Annotated in this window: 17 protein-coding genes; 6 read left to right on the forward strand and 11 right to left on the reverse strand. The window is 59.6% G+C overall.

All coding sequences use genetic code 11. The annotated features are described in order from the left end of the window. Nucleotides 1-8 precede the first annotated feature (8 nt). From B3729_RS15885 to amn, 3 genes are all read left to right on the forward strand, one after another. Entirely contained in the window at nt 9-1,742 is a 1,734-nt protein-coding gene (locus tag B3729_RS15885) for an ABC transporter ATP-binding protein (protein WP_286788349.1), read from the forward strand. Further along, on the forward strand, nt 1,735-3,513 hold the full coding sequence (locus B3729_RS15890) for an ABC transporter ATP-binding protein (RefSeq protein ID WP_074822987.1): 1,779 nt from the start codon (nt 1,735-1,737) through the stop codon (nt 3,511-3,513). The genes B3729_RS15885 and B3729_RS15890 overlap by 8 nt, the downstream gene beginning before the upstream one ends. A gap of 86 nt (nt 3,514-3,599) precedes the next feature. Continuing rightward, nucleotides 3,600-5,075: an AMP nucleosidase gene (gene amn, locus B3729_RS15895; protein WP_010797123.1), complete on the forward strand. Its 1,476-nt coding sequence runs from the start codon at nt 3,600-3,602 to the stop codon at nt 5,073-5,075. Between the two features lie 42 nt (nt 5,076-5,117). Here amn and nhaD read toward each other — a convergent pair whose 3' ends face one another. The 4 genes from nhaD to B3729_RS15915 all read right to left on the reverse strand — a co-directional run bounded on the left by nhaD (nt 5,118) and on the right by B3729_RS15915 (nt 10,824). Beyond that, nucleotides 5,118-6,485, reverse strand: a complete 1,368-nt coding sequence (nhaD, locus tag B3729_RS15900) for a sodium:proton antiporter NhaD (RefSeq protein WP_197872193.1) — start codon at nt 6,483-6,485, stop codon at nt 5,118-5,120. A gap of 136 nt (nt 6,486-6,621) precedes the next feature. Next, nucleotides 6,622-8,511, reverse strand: coding sequence for an ABC transporter ATP-binding protein (locus B3729_RS15905; protein ID WP_409438604.1), 1,890 nt, complete (start codon nt 8,509-8,511; stop codon nt 6,622-6,624). Between the two features lie 28 nt (nt 8,512-8,539). Beyond that, nucleotides 8,540-9,634, reverse strand: coding sequence for a glycerol dehydrogenase (locus tag B3729_RS15910; protein WP_286788350.1), 1,095 nt, complete (start codon nt 9,632-9,634; stop codon nt 8,540-8,542). Between the two features lie 140 nt (nt 9,635-9,774). Beyond that, complete coding sequence (locus B3729_RS15915) at nt 9,775-10,824, reverse strand: MBL fold metallo-hydrolase (protein WP_286788351.1); 1,050 nt, start codon at nt 10,822-10,824, stop codon at nt 9,775-9,777. A 120-nt stretch (nt 10,825-10,944) separates the two neighbouring features. On the opposite strand from B3729_RS15915, the gene B3729_RS15920 reads away from it, so the two are divergent. Further along, nucleotides 10,945-11,556, forward strand: coding sequence for a pseudouridine synthase (locus tag B3729_RS15920; protein ID WP_286788352.1), 612 nt, complete (start codon nt 10,945-10,947; stop codon nt 11,554-11,556). Nucleotides 11,557-11,582: 26 nt separating this feature from the next. On the opposite strand, the gene B3729_RS15925 is transcribed toward B3729_RS15920, so the two are convergent. The 5 genes from B3729_RS15925 to B3729_RS15945 all read right to left on the reverse strand — a co-directional run bounded on the left by B3729_RS15925 (nt 11,583) and on the right by B3729_RS15945 (nt 16,824). Next, nucleotides 11,583-11,975 carry a globin gene (locus tag B3729_RS15925; protein WP_286788353.1) on the reverse strand — a complete coding sequence of 131 codons (393 nt, stop codon included), beginning with the start codon at nt 11,973-11,975 and terminating at the stop codon, nt 11,583-11,585. A 168-nt stretch (nt 11,976-12,143) separates the two neighbouring features. Then, nucleotides 12,144-13,406: a cytochrome c gene (locus tag B3729_RS15930; protein WP_286788354.1), complete on the reverse strand. Its 1,263-nt coding sequence runs from the start codon at nt 13,404-13,406 to the stop codon at nt 12,144-12,146. 9 nt (nt 13,407-13,415) lie between these two features. Then, nucleotides 13,416-15,617 carry a xanthine dehydrogenase family protein molybdopterin-binding subunit gene (locus B3729_RS15935; RefSeq protein ID WP_286788355.1) on the reverse strand — a complete coding sequence of 734 codons (2,202 nt, stop codon included), beginning with the start codon at nt 15,615-15,617 and terminating at the stop codon, nt 13,416-13,418. A 14-nt stretch (nt 15,618-15,631) separates the two neighbouring features. Beyond that, nucleotides 15,632-16,087: a (2Fe-2S)-binding protein gene (locus tag B3729_RS15940; RefSeq protein ID WP_010797132.1), complete on the reverse strand. Its 456-nt coding sequence runs from the start codon at nt 16,085-16,087 to the stop codon at nt 15,632-15,634. Between the two features lie 257 nt (nt 16,088-16,344). Further along, complete coding sequence (locus tag B3729_RS15945; RefSeq protein ID WP_010797133.1) at nt 16,345-16,824, reverse strand: Lrp/AsnC family transcriptional regulator; 480 nt, start codon at nt 16,822-16,824, stop codon at nt 16,345-16,347. Nucleotides 16,825-17,272: 448 nt separating this feature from the next. On the opposite strand from B3729_RS15945, the gene B3729_RS15950 reads away from it, so the two are divergent. Further along, nucleotides 17,273-18,376, forward strand: a complete 1,104-nt coding sequence (locus B3729_RS15950) for a DUF6515 family protein (protein WP_286788356.1) — start codon at nt 17,273-17,275, stop codon at nt 18,374-18,376. 48 nt (nt 18,377-18,424) lie between these two features. Here B3729_RS15950 and B3729_RS15955 read toward each other — a convergent pair whose 3' ends face one another. Both B3729_RS15955 and B3729_RS15960 read right to left on the reverse strand, forming a co-directional pair. Further along, complete coding sequence (locus B3729_RS15955) at nt 18,425-19,336, reverse strand: cation diffusion facilitator family transporter (RefSeq protein ID WP_125887201.1); 912 nt, start codon at nt 19,334-19,336, stop codon at nt 18,425-18,427. Between the two features lie 6 nt (nt 19,337-19,342). Beyond that, nucleotides 19,343-19,762: a polyribonucleotide nucleotidyltransferase gene (locus tag B3729_RS15960; protein ID WP_074822957.1), complete on the reverse strand. Its 420-nt coding sequence runs from the start codon at nt 19,760-19,762 to the stop codon at nt 19,343-19,345. Nucleotides 19,763-19,877: 115 nt separating this feature from the next. On the opposite strand from B3729_RS15960, the gene hrpB reads away from it, so the two are divergent. Further along, nucleotides 19,878-22,388 carry an ATP-dependent helicase HrpB gene (hrpB, locus tag B3729_RS15965; protein ID WP_286788357.1) on the forward strand — a complete coding sequence of 837 codons (2,511 nt, stop codon included), beginning with the start codon at nt 19,878-19,880 and terminating at the stop codon, nt 22,386-22,388. Nucleotides 22,389-22,400: the final 12 nt, after the last annotated feature.

Genomic DNA, 22,400 nt, shown 5'->3' on the forward strand with positions numbered 1-22,400 from the left:
TTCTTTACATGGCGCTTTGGACGTTACTGCGCGATTTTCTCTTTCGCCATCGACTGGCCTATTGCGGGGCAATCACCTGCCTGTTGGGCGTAGGCCTCTTGAATCTGACGCTGCCCTGGTGGGTAGGCAAAACCATTGATGCACTACGGGCCGGTGAGCTTGGGCAAACGGAGCTGCTAGGGCGTGTCGCCCTGCTGGCGGTGGTTGGTCTTGGGCTCTATGTGCTTCGTTATCACTGGCGGGTACGGTTGTTCGGAACCGCGTACAAGGTAGGCGTGGAGCTGCGCGATGCGTTTTACGCCAAGCTTACCCGACTGGATCCCGGCTTTTTTCAGGCGAGTCGTACGGGCGATCTACTGGCACGGGCTACCCAGGATATCGATGCAGTAGAGATGGCTGCCGGTGAGGGCGTGTTGTCCAGTTTTGACGGGGCCATGACCCTGGTGCTTGTACTGGCAGTCATGCTGGTCGGTATCGATGCGCCGTTGGCGCTCATGGCCCTGCTGCCGTTTCCGTTCATGGCCTGGGGGTTCTACCATGTGGCGAAGCGGGTTCAGCAACGCTTCGGGCAGACCTTGCAGCGCTTCTCAGGCCTCAATGATCGCACTCAGGAGGCTTTGAGCGGGCTGCGTATGCTGCGACAGAACGCGCTGATCGAAGCGGAGCTGGATGATTTTGACGAGCGCGCCCGTGCGGCGGCTAAGGCTGACTACGCTGTTCAGCGAACCGAAGCCAAGTACGAGCCCATCATCTTCGTAGCGCTAAGCTGCGCCACACTGCTGACATTGATCGTGGGCACCGGACGCTACATGCAGGGCGCCATTACGCTAGGACAGCTGACCAGCTTCAGCCTTTACCTTGTACAACTGATCTGGCCAATGTTTGCCATTGGCTGGTGCCTCAATATCCTCCAGCGCGGAGAGGCGGGAGGGCGTCGCCTGCGCGAGTTTTTCGCCTCTGTAGAAAGCATCCGAGACGAGGGGACATTGACGCCCGAGCCCGGATCGACGTTGAGCGTGAATATTCCTTCCTTTGTCTATCCTCAAGGCCAGACGCCTGCGTTGCAGGATATTCACTTCGAGCTTCCGGCAGGAAGTACGCTGGGCATTGTGGGCGCCACAGGCAGCGGGAAAAGTACCTTGCTGCGGCTGCTGCTCCGTCAGTACCCTTTGACGGACGGCGAGATTCGCCTGGGCGATCATCCTCTTGAGGCGTACTCACTGGAAGCGTTACGGGCTCAGTTTGCATACGTTCCCCAGGATCCTTTCCTGTTTGCCCGCAGTCTGGCTGAAAACGTTGCACTTGGACGACCTGAGGCTACACCCGAGCAGATCCGGGGCGCTCTGACCGACGCGGCCTTTGCCACAGACCTCAATCAGCTCCCCGAAGGGCTTGAAACGCCGGTAGGTGAGCGCGGTGTGACATTGTCTGGAGGCCAGCGACAGCGAGTAGCCCTGGCACGTGCACTGTTATCCGATGCGCCTATCCTGCTGCTGGATGACACGCTGTCGGCCGTTGATACCGCGACCGAAACACGTCTGCTCGAGACGCTGGCTCGCCTGGGCAATCGGACGCGCATCATTGTGAGCCACCGTCTGTCTGCCGTACGGGAGGCTGATCAGCTGATTGTGTTGGAGGAGGGCCGTATTGCCGAGCGAGGCTCGCATGAACAGTTGCTGGCGCAGGGTGGTGTCTACGCCCGACTCTGGCAGCTGCAACAGGCAGGAGGCGAACATGCCTAAGCATCGTGTTATCAAATTGCTGCTGGGGCCGGTGCTGGCCAATCCGCGCCGGCTGATGGCGGCTGTGGCTATCCTGATTGGGGCAACTGTCATGGACGTGATGGGCCCCTGGCTAACTAAACATTATCTGGATACCTACTTGGTGCCTGGCGATCTGCGGGCTGAGCCCCTGATCGTACTGTTCCTGATCTATGTAGTAACCCAGGCGCTCGCCGCACTCGGGCGTTACCTGCAAAGCCTGCGGTTTGCCGGCATCGCCATGGATACGGTACTGCTGCTGCGTCGGCGGTTGTTCCGCCATGTTCTGCACTTGCCGCAGAGTTTTCATGACCGTACGGCAACCGGGGAGCTGGTCGCGCGGGTAACCAATGACACAGATGCCCTGCGTGAACTCTATGTCGCGTTTTTGGGCACCATTGTCGGCAATATTGTGCTGCTGATCGGCATTCTGGTGGCCATGGCGCTGATGAATGTCCATCTCATGATGATCGCCATGCTGCTTATCCCGGCGGCCGCCTTTATCGTCTGGCTGTATCAACGCTTGAGCGGGCCGGCTGCCATGCGGGTGAGGGCGCTGCGCTCCGAGCAGAGCGCGCGTCTCAATGAGGCGATTGGCGGAATGGCTATTATCCAGGCCTTCAACCAGACCGCGCCGTTCCGCAAGCACTTCCATGATCTTAACCAGCAACAGTACGAGGCACGAATCAGTACGGTACGTTTCTCGGGCCTGCTCTTGCGTTCGGCGCTCGATCTGGTGAGCGTGATTGTGCTGGCAGTATTGCTCCTGACCTATGGTCTGAATCACCTGGGTGGAGGAGCCGAGATCGGGGTGATGTACGCCTTTGTGACTTACCTGGGGCGAGTGACCGAGCCACTGATGGAAATCACTCAGCGGTTCAATCTCTATCAGCAGGCGAGCGTTGCCGGTACGCGACTGCTTAATCTGCTCGATCAGGCCCAGGCACTACAGGGTACTGATAGCCGGCCGGTGGACAAAGCCTGCTTTGAGCTCAAACAGGTTCGCTTCCGCCATGAAGGTGCGGATCACGACACGTTGAGCGATATCAATCTGGAGATTGCCCCCGGCACGTTTCTGGCGATCGTCGGGCCGACCGGCAGCGGAAAGTCGACGCTGCTTGATCTTCTGGCTGGCTTGCAGCCGGTAACGGGTGGCCAGCTGTTACTGGATGGTCGTGAGCTGTCAAACCTGACGCCTGAAGCATTGGGAGCCGCCATTGCTACCGTACCGCAGGAGCCATTCATTCGTTCCAGCACCCTGCGCGATAACCTGCTGCTGGGCAGTGAGGCAGAGCCGTGGCGTCTTCAGGAGGCGCTTGATGATGCTCACCTGTCTCCCCTGATTGCACGGTTGCCCGAGGGGCTGGAAACCCGGCTGGGTGAACGTGGCTTTACGCTTTCCACGGGTGAGCGGCAATTGCTGGCGCTGGCGCGAGCCCTGCTGCGCCAGCCCAAGGTGTTGCTGCTGGATGAGGCGACGGCCAGTATCGACAGTGAAACCGAAACGCTCTTGCAGGAAGCGCTGCATGATTTGCGCGGCAAGGTGACCATGATTGTAGTGGCGCACCGGCTTTCGACGATCCGTGATGCCGATCGCATCATTGTGCTGCGGCAAGGGCGGCTGGTGGAGGAGGGGAATCACGCGCAGCTCTTGGCCAACCCCGAAGGGCATTATCATCACCTGTGGAATCAGCGCAGGGATTCTGAGCAATTGTCAGATAACCGTGATCCAACTCAGCTACTCTCTGACTAAATGCTGGCAAAGGGGCTGTCTGGCCTGCTGATGAGTCGACGCAGGAGCCAGATTGCCTCGTTCATTCTTGAGTAAGGAAATCGTGCATGCCTCAGACGTTCGAAGATGGTTTTGTTGCAGCCCATTCGGCTAGCGAGGCGGTGGATCGGCTGGCTGCGCTGCATCAGCAGGCAACCCAAGCCTTGAGCAGTGCGCTCAAGCGCTACCTCAAGGATCGTATCGAGCCGACCGAGGCCGAGCGACAGCTGTTCCGGTATCCCGAGATCCGTCTGTGCTACCGCTCCTCCCAGGCGGTGCCGACTACCACGCGGGCCTATGCCAAGGTGCAGCTTCCGGGTACTTACCGGGCCACCGTTACGCACCCGGCTGCCTTTCGCAAATACCTGCTTGAGCAGCTCGAACCGCTCATGGCGGAATACGACATTCTGGTCGAGGTGGGGCCGAGCGAGCAGGATATCCCCTATCCCTATGTGGTGGAGCAGGGGGATGAACTGGCCGGGTCGGGCGTGACGGCCGCCGAGCTGGCGCGCGTCTTTCCCAGTACCGACCTGTCCGCCGCCCACGACGATATCGCCGATGGCCTGTATGACTGGGCTCAGGAGACCATTCTTCCCCTATCGCTGTTCGATGCCGCCCGGACGGACTTTTCCCTGCGTCGTATCGTGCACTATACCGGCAGTGACTGGCGCCATGTGCAGCCCTGGATTCTCCTGACCAATTACCACCGCTATGTCGATCAATTCATTCGTCATGGCTTACAGCAGCTGCGGGACGATCCTCGGTTCGTGCGTATGGTGCTGCCGGGTAATGTCACCATCGAGCGCGGCCTGGATGATGGCGAGGCCCAGTCCATCATTGGCGGTATCGCCTGGCATCGCTTTCAGATGCCGGCCTATCACCTGATCGCCGCGGATGGTCATGGCGTTACCCTCGTAAACATCGGGGTGGGGCCATCCAATGCCAAGAACATTACGGATCATCTGGCCGTCTTACGCCCGCACTGCTGGCTGATGATCGGCCACTGTGGCGGGCTGCGGCAGTCACAGAACATCGGCGATTACGTACTCGCGCATGCCTATATGCGTCGTGACGGCATTCTGGACCGTGTATTGCCGCCTCACATACCAATCCCGGCCCTGGCCGAAGTGCAGGTGGCCCTGGCCGAAGCGGCAGCTCAGGTGACGGGCGACCGTGGCGAGGCGCTCAAGCGCCGGCTGCGAACCGGCACAGTGCTGACCTATGACGACCGTAACTGGGAGCTGAGATGGGCGCAGGAGCGTCCGGTCATCAATCTGGCCCGCGCCATTGCGGTGGATATGGAGAGCGGCACTATTGCGGCTCAAGGGTATCGACTGCGCGTCCCGTACGGCACTTTGCTGTGTGTGTCAGACAAGCCCCTGCACAGCGAGATCAAGCTGCCGGGCTCGGCCAATGCGTTCTACGAGCGAGCCGTCAGTCAGCACCTGGCAATCGGTATCGCGGCATTGGACCTGCTCCGGGCGCAACTGGACTCGCTGCACTCGCGCAAGCTGCGCAGCTTTGACGAACCGCCTTTCCGTTGATACCTGAAAACAAAAAGGCCAGCATAAAGCTGGCCTTTTTTCTTATACGCCTAGACTAGCTAGGCCGATGTAAGTGGCGGCACCGCCCAGGTAACCCAATAGCGCCAGCAGGCTGATGCGTTTCAGGTACCACATAAAGTCGATCTTCTCCATGCCCATTGCTGCTACGCCAGCGGCTGAGCCGATGATCAGACAGCTGCCGCCTGTACCGGCGCAATAGGCCAGCATTTCCCAGAATCGCCCATCGGCCAGGAAATGGGTGAGCCAGCCGGCGTCAGCTGAGCTGGCCGCCGTCAGCGCTTCAGGGGAGACCAGCGGATACATTTTCATGGCGCCTGCTACGAGCGGTACATTATCGACCACCGATGACAGGAGACCGATCGCGATATTGATGGCATAGACATCGCCTAAGCCGTCTTTCAGCCAAGTGGCGACCTGCACAAGATGGCCTGCCGTCGCCAGGCTGGAGACTGCCAGCAGAATGCCCAGGAAAAACAATACGCTTGGCATATCGATCCGGCGCAGTACGCCAATCACGGACAGCGGGTGCTTGTCTTCATCGTTCTTGCCGCGATGAATGATTTCAGTCACGACCCACAGTACGCCAAGGCCCAGCAGAACACCCATGTAGGGCGGCAGGTGTGTCACGGTCTTGAAGATCGGCACAAAGAGCAGGGCGCCAATGCCCAGAGCAAAGACAAGGTTGCGCTCGAACGGAGTGGTTGGATTCGCATTATTCTCATGCTCATCCATTGCCGGTCGCTCGGCTTCGCCCTTGAGCCTAAAGCTGAGCAGCACCAGGGGAACAAGCAGGCAGACCAGGCTGGGCAGGAACAGACTCATGACGATACCGCTGGCCGAGATCTGGTTTCCAATCCACAGCATGGTAGTCGTTACATCGCCAATAGGTGACCAGGCGCCACCCGCATTCGCGGCAATGACCACAATCCCGGCGTAGAACCAGCGCTCCTTGGCATCGGCAATGAGTTTGCGCAGCAGGGAAACCATGACGATGGTAGTCGTCAGGTTGTCTAGCGCGGCAGACAGGAAGAACGTGATCAGGCCTACCAGCCATAGCAGGCTGACGCGCTTGTTGGTACGAATACGGTCGGTAATGACCGTGAAGCCTTCGTGGGCATCGATCAGTTCGACGATGGTCATGGCGCCCATCAGGAAAAACAGGATCTCCGAGACCTCGCCCAGGTGGTGGCGCAGCTCCTCGACCACGAAATGAGTGTTGTCGCTGCCGGGCTGCAGATGCGGCAGGATTTGATCTGCGCCCAGCACCAGCAGCGTCCAACTGACAACGGCTGTTAGCAGCGCCGAGGCGGCTTTATCGATTTTCAGGGTGTGCTCGCAGGCGATACAGAGGTATCCGAGCACGAAGGTTAAGGCCATGAAGACATACATGAGCGGCTTTCCAGGGCAGGGAGTCAGGTCGAAACCTTTTCCAATCATTACAGGGAGGGCGCCGAGGATGCCTTATATGTTTCAAAAAATGAAGAAAAAGGCACAAAAAGGATTGCTTCTCGGGTCGTCAAACGGCCTATCGATACCCCTGGGCCTGCAGCTGGAATAGATGAGCGTACCGGCCATCCTGGGCGACCAGCGCGTCGTGGCGTCCCTGTTCGATGATACGGCCATGCTCCAGGACCACAATCTGATCAGCCGAGCGAACCGTAGAGAATCGGTGAGAGATCAGGATCGTCATCTTGCCTTGGGCATGCTGACGAAACTGCTCGAAAACCTCTGCCTCGGCGGCAGCATCCATGGCAGCCGTAGGTTCGTCGAGTACGAGAATGTCAGCCTGGGTACGCATGTAAGAGCGTGACAGTGCGATTTTTTGCCATTGTCCGCCTGACAGTTCCTGCCCGCCTTTGAACCAGCGACCCAGTTGTGTCTGATAGCCTTGGTCGAGCCGCTCGATGAAGTCGCTGGAGCGTCCACGTTCGGCTGCTTCCTGCCAGCGCTGCTCGTCGTCAAAGGCCTCAACATCGCCCACGCCCAGGTTTTCGCCAGCGCTGAACTGATAGCGAATGAAGTCCTGAAAAATCACACCGATACGTTGCCGCAAGGCTTCTGTGTTCCATTCCTGAAGGTCGCTGCCGTCCAGCAGGATACGGCCCTCGCTAGGTGTGTAGAGCCGGGTGAGCAGTTTGATCAATGTGGTCTTGCCTGAGCCGTTCTCGCCCACCAGCGCCAGGCTTTCGCCAGGCCGAAGGTGCAGCGTAATCCCCTCGAGGGCGGCCCGGGAGGCGCCTGGGTAATGAAAGCTGACCTGCTCGAAGCGGATGCCATCGCCTGGGGTATTGCCTTGTTTCAAGCTGCCATGCTCAGCGGCCACAGGCTGTTCGAGGTATTCATACAGGTTGGAAAGATAGAGGTTGTCTTCATACATGCCGCTGATGGCGGTCAGGCTGCTGCTCACTGCCGCCTGGCCCTGTCGGAACAGCAGCAGATACATGGTCATTTCACCCAGGCTGATGCGCCCTTGTACAGTGTCCACCACGATCCAGACATATGCGGCATAAAATGCCAGTGTTCCGAGCAGACCGAGCAGAAAGCCCCAGGTATCCCGGCGGATCGTCAGGGCGCGGTCTTCGGCATAGAGTTGAGTGAAGATATCGCGGTAGCGCTGGAGTAGACGTGGCGCAAGGCCAAAGAGTTTGACCTCCTTGATATGATCTTCCCGCGCCAGGACCGCTTCAAGATAACCCTGCATGCGGGCCTCAGGGGAGCGCCGCCGAAACAGGCGAAAGGCATCACCCGAAAACTTGGCTTCGGCAAAAAAGACAGGCAATGCCCCGACCACCAGGATAAGCAGCGCCCAGGGTGAAAAATGAATCAGCAGGATGGCAAAACTGACTAGTGAAAGGCCGTTCTGCATCAGGCTGAACAGCTTGTTGACCAGGGACAGCGGCCGGATCGAGGCCTCGCGGCGGGCGCGGGTGAGCTTGTCGTAGAATTCCGAGTCTTCAAATTGGACCAGTGACAGTTGCTGGGCCTTTTCCAGGATCATCAGGTTGACCTTTTGCCCCAGCAGGACGCGCAGCAAGGACTGCTGGACGGAGAGGCCCCGCTGCGCCGCTGCGATCAAGGCGACCACGCCGGCTTCCATGGCCAACAGCCAGAGCACGGGCGACAGCAGAACGTTCCCCTGTGTCTGATGCAACTGCATGGCCGCCACGACCGAATCCACGATCTGCTTGCCGAGCCAGGCGGCCAGCGCTGGCAACACACCTGCTACCACGGTAGCCAGGGCAAGTCCCAGGGTCAGGGCAGGAGAGGTCGACCACACGAGGCCCAATGCCCGGGAGCTGTACTGAAAAAGGCTGAGCGCCCGGTGTCGCCAAGGCTGGCGCGGCGCAGGGGGTATGGCTGTCATGGGGTATTGGAGTGCATTCCTGGCGGGGAAATCCGTCAGGAATGCTGCCATGATCGTTATGGCGTCTGCCAGTTAATCATCAGGCCTGCTTGCGAAAACGTCCCTCGGCGTCGGCTGTCTTCATAGCGGCAACTACCGAAAGCGGATCGACCCTGAAGGGCTCGTTGTGAATGGTTTCCCCTTCCGCGCAGGCCAGTTCCGCAGCCTTGAGCAGGTCTGCATCAGACGCATTGGCCAGACCGATATCTGCCAGAGTAAGCGGCAAGCCGATTCGCTGACTGAACGTGAAGGCTTCATCAATGATGGCAGGCTTGCGGCCACTCAGGATCAACATGGTCAATACGCCAAACGCAACCTTCTCGCCGTGCCAGTAGCTGTGGGTCTGGGACAGGGCGGTGAAGCCATTGTGAATCGCGTGAGCAGCTGCCAGGCCGCCGCTTTCGAAGCCTAGTCCGGAAAGAAGGGTATTGGCTTCGACGATATGCTCCAGGGCTGGCGTGACGACCTGTTGCTGACAGGCATGCAGTGCGAGTGGGCCATATTCCAGAAGCGTGTCATAGCACAGGCGTGCCAGGGCATAGGCGGTGAGAGGGCCGGGTCTTCCTGTCATGTTGCCAGCGCCGCGGATACGGCAGTCTTCTGCCTCGAACCAGGTCGCCATGGCGTCGCCCATTCCTGATACCAGAAAGCGCGCAGGGGCCTGGGCAATGATACCGGTGTCTACCAGTACAAGATCCGGGTTTCGCGGCAGAAACAGGTAGCGCTTGAAAGCACCTTCTGCGGTATAGATTACTGAAAGCGCACTGCATGGAGCATCGGTAGAGGCCAGGGTAGGCACAACGGCCACAGGTATGTTCAGTTCGTGGGCCAGCGCCTTGGCGGTGTCGAGTGATTTGCCACCACCGATCCCGACGATGGAGTCAGGCAGGTGCTGACGCGCCACCCCAGCCAGCCGTGCGACTTCCTCGTCGCTGCACTCGCCGTTGAAGCGGATACGCTGGCATTCGAGCTGATGCTGACAGGCCTTGTTGAGCGCTGCCCCCAGATGGTCGTCGGCAAAGGGGTCAAGAAGGATCAGGGTACGTTTACCGAAGCGTGCAAGCTCCTCACCCAGGTGGTTAAAGGCTCCGTTACCTTGAACATAGCGGGAAGGAAATATCGCCGTCGTGAGCATGGGGCAGGCTCCTCTGAAGTGGATTAGCCTGACTATGGAGCGTTTGGGAGGGCGCGCTATTGTCCTGAATCAACGCTGTTGGCATCAGCGTCTATCGCTGGATGAAAGGCGCGGAGGAGTTACCGCCGCGCCCTGGATTATCAGTGTCCAGCCGTGATGACGGGCACTGCCCAGCTCTCGCCAGGCAGCGGTGCGCGGAAGACCTCTTCCGGCAGTCCTTGGGCTTCGCGCTCCTTGGCAAGGTCCTGGGGAGGCGCAAACTGGGCTTCGTCACTGAGCGGGAAGGTACCGAAGTGAATGCCCATGCTGGTGCTGGAGTGAAGAATCTTGTGTGCGGCTACTGCCTCCTGTGGATTCATGTGGCTCGACACCATGAACCAGCGTGGCTCATAGGCCCCGATAGACAAAGCCGAAAAGCGCATGGGACCGAAACGGTCGTGAATCCGTTGGAAGTGCCCGCCCCATGCGGTATCGCCGGGGAAGTAGACAGGACCGCTGGCGGACTCAAGTACAAAGCCGCCCCATAACGTACGGTTGGTATCGAAGCGGGTGCGGGCCGACCAGTGCTGTGAAGGCACCATATGCAAGGTTACCTGCTGGTTCAGGGGCTGACTCTGCCACCAGTCCATCTCCGTTACAGTGCCAAAGCCGGCCTCCTTGCGGATGAGTTCGGCGTTTCCCAGCAGCGTGACGACGGGCGTGAGCGGGTTGATCTCGGCGAGACGGCGAAGCGTCGCCAAGTCCATATGATCGTAATGGCTGTGGCTGACGAAGATCAGGTCAAGAGGTGGAAGCTTTTCCAATGCTACGCCTGGGTCATGGTAGCGCTTGGGACCTATGAAGCTGAACGGGCTAACCCGCTCGGACCAGACCGGGTCGGTCAGAATATTCAAGCCGTGGTACTGAATGAGCAGAGTGGCATGGTTGATATAGGTGACGCGCAGGTCATCGCCTGTCACGCGCTCGGGCAGCTCCTCCTGACGCGGCGGAAGCGCCTGCCAGACCCACTCGGGACGCTCGCGGGTCAGCTGCCATTTGATCAGAGTCCAGAAACTCTTTTTGGTAAAGGGCTCTTGGTTGTAAAACTGCTGCCCGTCGAAGTGATCCGAAGGCGGGCCTTTGTATTCCGGGCCGCCACAGCCTGCAAGAGCGAGAAGGTTGACCAGCCAGAGGGAGCGAAAGATTCTCATGAAGGACTCACGTTGCCGGTAAGTGAAAATCGAGTGCCGGTTTTTCGGTACACTCGCGGATATCTTTTATCGTTGCACCGCGTTTTTAACGTGCCCGTGCCTCAAGTGCCAGTCTTCATCATGCCTCGTTCCTACCGCTCCCCTCAAACCCCGCGTCCTCGTCGTGTTGCCAAGGCCCCGCCGGCCGAGCCGCGGCTGATCTTGTTGAACAAGCCATTTGATGTGCTGACCCAGTTTTCCGATGGGGACGGGCGGGCTACGCTCAAGGACTTCGTTCCGATTCCAGGCATTTATCCGGCAGGACGGCTGGACCGCGACAGCGAAGGGCTGCTCCTCCTGACCAATGACGGGCGCTTGCAATCGCGCATTGCCGACCCTAGGCACAAACTGCCCAAGACCTATTGGGTTCAGGTGGAAGGCGCCCCTACGGATGAGCAGATACAAACGCTGCGAACAGGCGTCGAGCTGAATGACGGACCGACGCTTCCCGCAGAGGTGCGCTTATTGGAGGAGCCGGAACTATGGGAGAGAAACCCTCCCGTGCGCTTTCGCAAGAGTGTTCCAACGGCCTGGCTGGAGCTTGTGATTCGTGAAGGCCGCAACCGGCAGGTACGTCGCATGACGGCAGCCGTCGGCCTGCCTACATTGCGCCTGGTGCGAGTACGCATCGGCCCTTGGGCCTTGGAGGGTATGGCGCCGGGTGAATGGCGCGAGGTGCCGGCGCGGCTGTAACCGCGCCAGCGGATCAGCTGTAGCGATCAGTAATGTGACGTGATAACCGCGATGCCTTCGTTCAACACGTCCCGCCAGGCTTTGAGCGTCTCGTCCGTGCACTGCGGGTCGTGGCTTGAAATGGTGGCGAGCAAGGTATCGACCCAGATGCCGTAGAGTTCCGGGCGAATATCCATCTGATGGCGGCAATGGGTTTCGCCCAGCGCGCGCAACTTGGTATCCGGCATTCCGCGCGCCACCATGACCAGGTTCATGATGCCCTGTCGCAAGAGCTGCTTTTGGGCCTGCATGTTGGTATTGACGAACTTCTCGCGGATCAGCGGCGAGCTGGCAAGAAAGCAGGTATAGAAGTCATCGAAAAAGTCAGCGCTGGCGCAGCAGCGGCCGTAGCTCTGCATCACCTGGTCGGCGGGTTTCATGGCAAGTCCTTGCGAGTGTTTCGTCCACGTTTGTGGGTACAGCGGATGGGGAGCGAAGTGTAAACGGGTGGCAAGCCTATCAGGTTAAGACAATAGTCTTAAAGGCCTTTTGATATGGAGGGTTATTGGCCGTGCCCCTGTGTGAGGCACGGCCGGCAGGTGAATGGCTTATTCGGGGTGGCGACGCTTCTCGATCTCTTCAGCCGTCATCTCGCTCTGGGCATGGCCGAAATGCTCCAAGACAAAATTGGTGACCGCCGCCAGCTCCTGGTTGGAGTATCCGCGGGCAAAGCCCGGCATGAAGTGATCGCCGTGGGGATTCTCCAGCTTGTCTCCTCCCAGCAGGACCTGCACCAGATTGGTTGCTTCTGGATCGTTCACCGTGCGCAGGCCACTAAGCGCGGCAAAGGTGCTCTGCCGGCCCGAACCATCCCACAGGTGACAGCTGACGCAGGCGTCGGCAAACACCTTCTGGCCCAGCGGGTTGTTTCCTTTGGCCGGTGCGTCAGATGACAGTGCCTTGGGCTCCGGTCGCATCAATCCATACGGCTGACTGGGGACCGACTTCAAGTACACCACCATGGCGCGGATATCCTCAGGCGTCAGGAAGCGCAGGCTGTGATTGACGGCTTCGGCCATGGGACCAGCCGCAACGCCATACCCTTCGGCATGGCCTGTAGACAGGTAAGAGGCCAGGGCCTCGTCCGGCCAGGCACCGATGCCGGTCTTCTGGTCACCGCTAATGTTGTAGGCCTTCCAGCCCTGGATCACCGCGCCACCCAGGTTTCGTGAGCTGTCACGCGCCTGGAAGATGTTACGGGGGGTATGACATTCGCCACAGTGCCCCGCACCTTCCACCAGATACGCACCGCGGTTCCATTCAGCCGACTGGCTCGGGTCCGGCTCGAAGCGCTCGTTCGGGTTGAACATCATGTTCCAGAACATCATTCCCCAGCGTTGGTTGAAGGGGAAGCTGATGTCATTTTCCTTGTTCGGCTGCCTGATGGGCTCCAGGCTGAACAGATACGCCTTGATCGCCAGAATATCTTCCCGCGACATCAGCGTGTAAGACGTATAGGGAAAGGCTGGATAGTAGTGCTTGCCGTCCTTGCCGACGCCTTCCTGCATGGCGCTGACAAAGTCGTCATCGCTCCAGGTGCCGATCCCGGTTTCCTTGTCCGGCGTGATGTTGGGGGAATACAGCATACCGAACGGCAGCTTGAAACCACGACCGCCAGCGAATGGTTTACCGCCGTTCTCGTCAAGGTGACAGGCCACGCAGTCAGCTGCACGGGCCAGGTATTCGCCGCGCTGGACCGTGGCCTCGTCAGCAGCCTGGACAGACAGCGTTGTGAGGGCCAGCGCTACAGGCGCCACGCTGCTCAACACCGTACGCGTCATGGTGCCCCAGATAGAAGTGAAACGATTCATAGGAGCTCCTTAAGCCACGTGGTAACCGGCGCGAACTACCGGCAGACGGCGAATGCGCTTGCCGGTTGCCGCATACAGAGCATTGACCAGAGCCGGTGCAATCATGGCGGTACCGGCCTCTCCAATCCCGCCAGGTATTTCATGGCTTGGAATGATGTGCGTCTCGACCGGTGGGGCATCGCTCATGCGCAACTGCCGGTAGTCGTGGAAGTTGCTCTGTTCCACATGTCCATCCTTGACGGTAATCTCGTTATAGAGCGCAGCAGACAGGCCAAACAGTGTGCCGCCCTCCAGCTGAGAGTGAACAGAGGTCGGATTGGTTACCTCGCCGCAATCTGCAATACAGATCAGGCGGGTGATGTGGATGCCGTTCTGCGCATCGACCTGCATTTCCACTACGGTAGCGAGGTAGCTGCCAAAGACTTCCTGTACGGCAATTCCCCGACCATGGCCCGCTGGCAGTTTCTGGCTCCAGTTGGCTTTTTCGGCGGCAAGCTTGAGTACCGCCTGCGCACGGGGATGCTCGCCGAGCAGCTTCATCCGGTAATCGACCGGGTCCTGCTTGGCTGCGTAGGCCAGCTCATCGATAAAGCTTTCCATCACATAGGCGCCATGCAGCGGGCCTACCCCACGCCACCAGGAATTGAGAATGGCCTTGGGCGCTTCAGGGACGTAACGGACTCTGAGGTTTGGAAGCGAGTAGACGGGTTTGTTGGAAACCTCTACTGCGTCGGCATCCAGCCCATTGGGTGGTACGGCGGCTGGCGCAAACCGCGCCATGACCGAGGCCCCGACAATGGTATGCGACCAGCCCACCGGCATGCCGTTGGCATCCAGGCCTGCGCTGAAGCGGTCGATATAATGAGGACGGTACAGGTCATGGGCGGTGTCTTCTTCACGCGTCCAGACCAGCTTGATGGGGTAGTCGACCTGCTTGGCTATGGCTGCGGCCTGACCGATGAAGTCCGCCTCCAGGCGACGGCCAAAGCCTCCACCGATGAGCTGGTTGTTGACGATGATCTTTTCCGGCGGCAGGCCGGTTGCCTTGGCAGCCGCCTGTTGGGCCATAACCGGCACTTGGGTGCCGACCCATAGTTCACAGGCATTTTCGCGGACCTGGGCCACACAGGTCATGGGCTCCAGCGTGGCGTGAGCCAGGAAGGGCATCTCGTATTCCGCCTCGATCTTGCTGGACGCACCGGCAATGGCCTTGTTGATGTCGCCAACCTCGGCGGCAATGGCGCCTTCGCGATCAAAGGCTGTATGCAGGGCGCGTTCGATCTGGGCGGAGTCGATACCGGCGTTTGGGCCCAGATCCCATTGGATCTCCAGCGCTTTCAAGCCTTTAAGGGCTGCCCACATGTGGTCGCCGATCACGGCAACGGCATTATCCAGCTTGACCACATCCCTGACACCGGGAACCGCACGAGCGTGACGGTCGTCCACTGAGGCAAGCGTGCCACCTACGACCGGACAGGCGCTGACAGTAGCGATCTTCATGCCTGGCACGTGCAGGTCGATGGTGAACTTGGCTGAGCCGTCTACTTTGCCAGGCGTATCAAGGCGACGCAGCGGCTGGCCGATGACCTTGTAGTCTTCCGGCTTTTTGAGCGGGACGTTTTCCGGAACGGGCAGTTTGGCAGCTGCATCCACCAGCGCGCCGTAGGCCAGTTCGCGATTGCCAGGGCCGATGATCTTGCCATTTTCGGCGCGGCATTCATCCGGCGACACCTTCCATTGGTTGGCCGCGGCCTGGATCAGCATTACGCGGGCCGCCGCAGCGGCTTCCCGCAGGGGTTGCCAGTTGCTGCGAGTCGATGAGGAACCGCCGGTGGCCTGAAAGCCCAGAAGCTTGTCCCCATACAATTTTTCGTCTGGCGGTGCTTCCTGCACCCTGACCTGATCCAGAGTAACGTTCAACTCTTCGGCTACCATCATGGCAAAACCGGTCTGTACACCCTGGCCCATTTCGATCTTGGGCGAAATCAGCGTGATCTGCCCATCGTGGCCTATCCGAAGAAACGCTCCCAAGGCCGTAGGGGTGTCCAGCGGTGCGTCTTCTGGCCCTTTGTTGACATACTGTTCGGCATAGCTGCGGCGGGAAAAAGGCAGTGCGGTTGCCAACAGCAAACCACCTGCGGCGATACCACTGGCCTGAAGCAGCTTGCGGCGCGACAGGCTTATGGCCTGCGCCGATACATTCTTGGTCATGGAGTGTGCTCCGCTCAGGCCTGGGAAACGCTTTTGATCGCGCCGCGGATACGGGTATAGGTACAGCAGCGGCAGATATTGCCGGACATGCCCGCATCGATTTCAGCATCGCCTGCGTTCGGGTGCTGGGACAGCAGCGCCACGGCCGACATGATCTGGCCGGACTGGCAATAGCCGCACTGCACGACTTCATGCTCAAGCCAGGCATCCTGCACTTTCTTGCCCAGGTCGGACTCGCCCACGGCTTCGATGGTCACGATCTTCTGGCCTTGTGCAATGTTGCTCACAGGCAAGACGCAGGCGCGAACAGCCGTACCGTCCAGATGCACCGTGCAAGCGCCACACTGTGCGATCCCGCAGCCGTACTTGGTGCCGGTCATTCCCAGCACGTCACGTAGAACCCAAAGCAGGGGCATGTCGTCGGGGACGTCGACTTGATGGTCGGCCCCGTTGATGTTGAGCGTAAGCATTGCAACCTCATGAGCACGGTAGGACAGTCGACTCGTCATGCCGGAACGCCGTCAGGCAAGGTCATGCCGACGGGAAGGGCTGCGAGTCGATCGTTGGTTTATTCAGGACAGAATGAGCGGTGCTTCATTCCGTGCCCTTGGAAAAATTTAGATAAATAAATCTGATTTATCCATCTTCTGGCAAGAAACACCAGCATCGGCATCGAATTCGTGCAAATCCGCGGCCTCAGACAGGTCCATGTAAATCGAGACGATACTCAGCCACGCAGGTGCTCAAGCGGCAGCTCGGTACTGGAGATGACCTGGTTGAGAACGAAGCTTGAGCGCACGCTCGAAACGCCTTCTATACGGGTCAGGGTGCCCAGCAGCAGTTTCTGGTAGTGGTCCATATCCGGAACGACCACCTTGAGCTGATAGTCCGCATCCATGCCGGTCACCAGGCTGCATTCCAGCACCTCAGGGCACTGCCGAATGATCGACTGGAAATGCTCGAAGCGTTCAGGGGTATGCCGGTCCATGCCGATCAGTACGAAAACTGTCAGGCTAAGGCCCAGTTTCTTGCGGTCGAGCAGGGCAACCTGACGATTAATGTAACCATCATCTTCCAGCTGCTTGACCCGTCGTGAGCAGGGCGAAGGAGACAGGCCGATGCGCTCTGCCAGTTCCTGGTTCGAGATGCGTGCATCACGCTGGAGTTCGGCAAGAATACGTAAGTCGTAGCGGTCTAGTTTGTCCATTTTGAAACCAATCCTTTGGAAAATTGCGTTTAAAAGGTTTTTTTAGTGTTCTGTTGCTTAAACGGTAGAGGATATAGCAAAAAACGCAAACTTTGGTCGGTGCAACAGGGCTAAGCTGAACTCATTACTTCGATGGCCCGGACGAACAGTCCAACGGTGAGCTCCAGGAGGGCAAGCCGATAATGCCGCCGACCTATCAGGTCGTGCCGCTCCCGGGCCACTCACCGCCCAAAAGGCTGTGTGATCGCAGCAGTCGCCAAAAGCGACTCAGAGGACAGAATTCCGGAAGGGGGCGAAAGCCTCCTTTTTTGTGCGCCTGATAAAAGTGTACGCCTGTGCTCCGCCTATCCGTCAATGCTCGCCTCGCGCATACTCCTGGCTTAGATTGAGGATTCGACCGCCGCCTCGCCATTTTCGGAGCGACCGGCGGTAAGCAGGAGATAGGGTCATGAAGCGCCGCGGGCGTTTGACAGGTATCGGTCTGATAGTCGCATTGAGCGCAGGCCACGTGCTGGCAGGGCCTTTTGAGGCCGGACAGACGCAGTTCGGCAATCCGTCCGGCGGCGCTGCGCCTCAGCCTCAGGCGGGGCAGGGTCGCGTTGGAGATCACCCGGACTACTCGCCCTCTCGGGGAATGGATCCTAATGCCGGGCCTCGTCCGGGGGCGGGTCGCCCTATCGGGCAGGATGGCTCGCGCTGGCAGACCGGCAGTGGCCAGGATCTTCCCCATCAACGCTATGATTTTCCCCGGCGGCCTGTCGAGCGGGTCGATGAAAACGGTGTACGGTTTATTACCGCGCCTCCGCGAGAGGTCACAGGGCAGGCGAACCACTCCCGGGAAGACGGCTGGAATCGACCCGATGCCGTTCGGCGTGGCGATGAGCGTGCTCGTTGGGAGCGATCCGGGCCGAATGATCTGAATCGAGGCTGGGAAAATCAGCCCCGTGTCATTGATCATCCTGACTATGGGCCGTACGGCAACTGGAATCGCCCGCACAGGCACAACGACTTTGATCGTCGTGGTTGGGGACCAAACCCTGATTGGCGTCCCGGCTATGTGCTACGCCGCCCACCGCCTCGGTACACCCGTATCTGGCATCAACGCTATGAGTATTACTATTCCGACGGGTACTGGTACCGCCCACAAGGGTCGAGCTATGTCATCGTGACCCCGCCGCGCGGGGTGTATGTCAGCAACTTGCCTAACTATGCGCAAACTCTGGTGATCGGCGGGCTGACCTACTACTTTGCCGCTGGCACCTATTACCAGCCGCAACCGGAATACAACCGTTACATTGTCGTGGAGCCGCCTGTGCAAAACGGTGGCTATGCCATTAGCAGCAATGCCTTTGATGTCGCCATAACCCCTGCCTATGGTCAGACACAGGCCCAGATGGAGCAGGATCGTTATGACTGCCAGCGTTGGGCGGTCAGCGAGTCAGGTTTTGATCCATCCCGAGCAACCACTGCGCCACCGGCTGATGTGGCGGATCGTTATCGACGTTCGCTGGGCGCCTGCCTGAGTGGCAGGGGATATAACGTGACCTATTGAGTAGAGTCGTCTGACTGTAATTTGAAAAGGTCAGACGCCCTTGAGCCCTCAGCTCGGAGGCAGCGGATGCCGATGGGGGACATCGGGTGCATCCAGCGGGTCGGCATGTACCAGCACTTCGGCCTGCGGATACTCCGCCATGATCGCCGCTTCGGCCTCGTCGCACAGGCGATGGGCTTCGGACAGGGTCATTTCTCCCGGTAGCTCCAGATGCAGTTGGACGAACCAGTGGCTTCCCGAAATACGCGTGCGCAAATCATGAGCCCCTAAGACTTGGGGCACGCTGCACGCCAGCGTCAACATGTGCTCGCTGACTTCATAGGGCAATTCCTGATCCATCAGCACACTTAGCGAGTCGCGTGCGATTCCAATGGCACTCCAAAGGATATACAACGCAATACCCAGGCCAAAGATGGCATCCAACTGATCCCAGCCGTAGCTGGCAGCAATCAGGGCAATCAGGATGCTGGTGTTGAGCAGAAGATCAGAGCGGTAATGCAGGGAGTCGGCGCGAATCACTGCGGACCCTGTAATCTGAATGACGTGCCGCTGTAGCATCAGCAGGCCCGCAGTCACAATCAATGAAACGATCATGACTGCAATGCCCAGCAGAGGCGTTCCCAGGGGTTCAGGTTCTTTCAGGCGTCCGATGGCCTGCATGCCGATCAGGATTCCACTGGCGCCAATGAACAGGGCCTGGGTAATACCCGCCAACGACTCCGCCTTGCCATGACCATAACGGTGGTCGTCATCGGCAGGCTTTAAGGAATAGCGCACCGCCAGCAGGTTGAACAGGGAGGCCGCGCCATCGAGTACGGAGTCGGTCAGCCCGGCCAGCAGACTGACCGACCCGCTGAACCACCAGGCGATGGCCTTCACGGTAATGAGCAGGCCAGCCACCGCGAGTGAGGCGGTGGTGGCCAGGCGCAACAGCCTGGCGTGTTCGGTACGGCTCTTCATCAGGTGTTATGCCGCAGGGCGCAACCCAAAGGCGGCCAGTTGCTCAGGGCTGCCGCTGTGCTGAATCAGGCGTGGATCGGTCAGTGGCAGGGAGCGGCCGGTTTCCTGTTCGATAATGGCCTTGAGGCGCGCCTTGTCCACCTTGCCATCCGCGTCGATAGCGTCTTTTAGCTTTTCCGGGTCGACCGAGGCGTGCTGGTCGTTGGGCAGGTAGATGGCTCCGGACGTAAAATCAACACCGAATGCAATCAGGCCGGGAATGATGTAGAACAGCAGGCCTACCGCATCCAGGATGGCAATGCCCGGGTCGATCTGGCCAGTAATTTGGCCGCGACGCTCAGGGTAAAACAGCGTACCGCAGGCCGAAATCTGGGTCAGCACTGCTGCAGCAAGGGCGCCACAGATCAGGCGAGTGCGCATTGGCATAAACACCTCCATAGGTCAGGAAACCGCACTATAACCGGCGTTGCGAGAGGCCGGAAGCGGGCCGCTGGAGTCGTTATAATCAGCAGCCACCGTATATGACCACGTGCACAGCAGAATGACGCCATTACCCATCGATACCGTATTGCCTACCCTGCGCGCCGCCCTGGTCGAGCGCGACGAAGCTGTGCTGGAGGCACCTCCAGGTGCAGGCAAGACCACACGTGTACCGCTGGCGCTGCTGGATGAGCCCTGGCTGGCGGGTCAGCGGATTCTCATGCTGGAACCACGGCGCTTGGCTGCTCGGGCAGCGGCGGAGCGGCTGGCAGCCGAGTATGGCGAACCCGTGGGCGAGACGGTGGGATACCGCATTCGCCTGGAGAGTAAGGTAGGGCCCAGGACACGGATCGAGGTCGTTACGGAAGGTATTCTTGCGCGTCGCCTGCAGGATGATCCTGCCCTCGAAGGCGTTGGTTTAGTCATTTTCGACGAATTTCATGAGCGAAGCCTGGATGCCGATTTGGCGCTGGCACTCACTTTGAATGGGCGTGAGCTCTTGCGTGACACTCCGCTCAAGGTCCTGGTCATGTCCGCAACCCTTGAGGGTGAGCGGCTTTCGGCCTTGCTGCAAGGGGCTCCGGTGGTGCGCAGCGAGGGGCGCATGTTTCCGGTGGAGATCAAATGGGGGGGGGCCACTTCGACGGATGAGCGCCTGGAGCCCAGGGTTGTTCAAACCATCCAGCAGGCACTGGATGAGCAGGACGGGAGCCTGCTCGTCTTTTTGCCGGGGCAGGCTGAAATCCGGCGGGTTCAGGAGTTGCTGGATGATGCGCTGGCTGGCAGGGTGGATATCCGGATCGCGCCGCTCTACGGTGAGCTTGATCTGGCTGCCCAGCGAGCAGCGATTGAGCCGGCACCGGCCGGTATTCGCAAGATTGTGCTGGCGACCAATATCGCCGAAACCAGTCTTACCATCGAAGGCGTTCGGGTGGTGATAGATGCCGGACTTGCCCGGGAGCCCGCCTTCGATCCCGGCAGTGGCATGACGCGGCTAGCGACGCGACGCATCTCTCGCGCCTCGGCCACCCAGCGAGCGGGACGGGCGGGGCGTCTGGAGCCAGGGGTGTGCTATCGCTTGTGGTCGGAGACGCAGCATGACCAGTTGCCCGCCTATGATTCACCAGAAATTCTGCAGGCCGATCTGGCGGGGCTTGCGCTTCAGCTGGCGCGCTGGGGCGCTGATGCAGATGAGCTGGTCTGGTTAGACAAACCTCCTGCTGCGGCTCAGGCACAGGCTCAGGATCTGCTTGTGCGTCTGGGTGCGCTCAATGCTGATCGAACGGCCCTGACAGCCCATGGACAAGCCATGAGTACCCTGCCGGCTCATCCGCGACTGGCCCATCTTCTGCTTCGGGGACAGGCCCTGGGGTTGGTGCCATTGGCGTGTGATCTGGCGGCTATTTTGTCCGAGCGGGATATCGTGCGTGGCGAGGGTGCGGATATACAGACTCGCCTTGCGCTGCTGGCAGGCGAGGGGAAAGGGCCGCGAGGTGGTATCGCGCGCATTCGCCAGCTGGCAAGACAATTCAAGGGCTTGCTGCGTGGCGCTTCCGAAATGCCTGTGAGCGATCCGGATCATCCACGCTGGGTAGGGTGTCTGCTGGCTTTTGCTTACCCGGAGCGGGTCGCACACCAGCGCCGATCCGGCGGTGCAGAATATCGGCTGGCCAATGGCCGTGCGGCACTGTTTGCTGATGTCGATTCGCTGATGAAATCACCGTGGTTGGTGATTGCCAATCTTGGGAGCCGACAAGGGCAGCGTGAAGAGCGTATCTATCTGGCTGCCGAGCTTGATCCTTTCCTGTTTGAAGGACCCCTGGCCGAGCAGGTGTCGACCCATGAGGAGGTGGACTGGGACGAGCGGGAGGGCGTACTGTGCGCCGAGCGGCAGGTGCGAATCGGTGAGCTGATCCTTGCTCGTGAGCCATTGAGTTCGCTGGATGATGACGCGCGCAGCCGGGCATTACTGGGGCTAGTCAGGCGTAAAGGGCTTGAACTCCTGCCCTGGACACCGGAGCTGCGCCAGTGGCAGGCACGGGTCATGCTTCTGCGGCGGCTGGACCTGGAGCAGGGCGGTCTCAGCGAGTGGCCTGACATGACCGATATGGCGCTGCTGGCAACGCTGGAGAACTGGCTGCTTCCATATCTGGGACGGGTGACTCGCCTGTCCCATTTCGCTCAGCTCGATCTGGGCGCCATCCTGCAGGGCTTGTTACCCTGGCCGCTACCAAGCCGCCTGGACGAGCTGGCGCCCCGCTCGATAGAGGTACCTTCAGGTTCCCGTATCCGGCTGGACTACACCGAGGAGCCGCCCGTGCTGGCCGTCAGATTGCAGGAGATGTTCGGCCTGGCCGACACCCCTCGGATCGCCGGCGGACGGCTTGCTGTAAAGCTGCACCTGCTGTCCCCTGCGCAGCGCCCGGTGCAGGTTACCCAGGATCTGGCTAACTTCTGGCGCAGCACCTATGCCGAGGTAAAGAAGGATCTGAAAGGCCGCTATCCAAAGCACTATTGGCCGGATGACCCGCTCGTTGCGGAGGCGACTGCACGGGCCAAGCCTCGGCGTTAGTGTCGAGGCTTT

This window comes from Pseudomonas sp. UBA3149 (genome assembly GCF_002364655.1).
Classification (GTDB): Bacteria; Pseudomonadota; Gammaproteobacteria; order Pseudomonadales; family Pseudomonadaceae; genus Chryseomonas; species Chryseomonas luteola.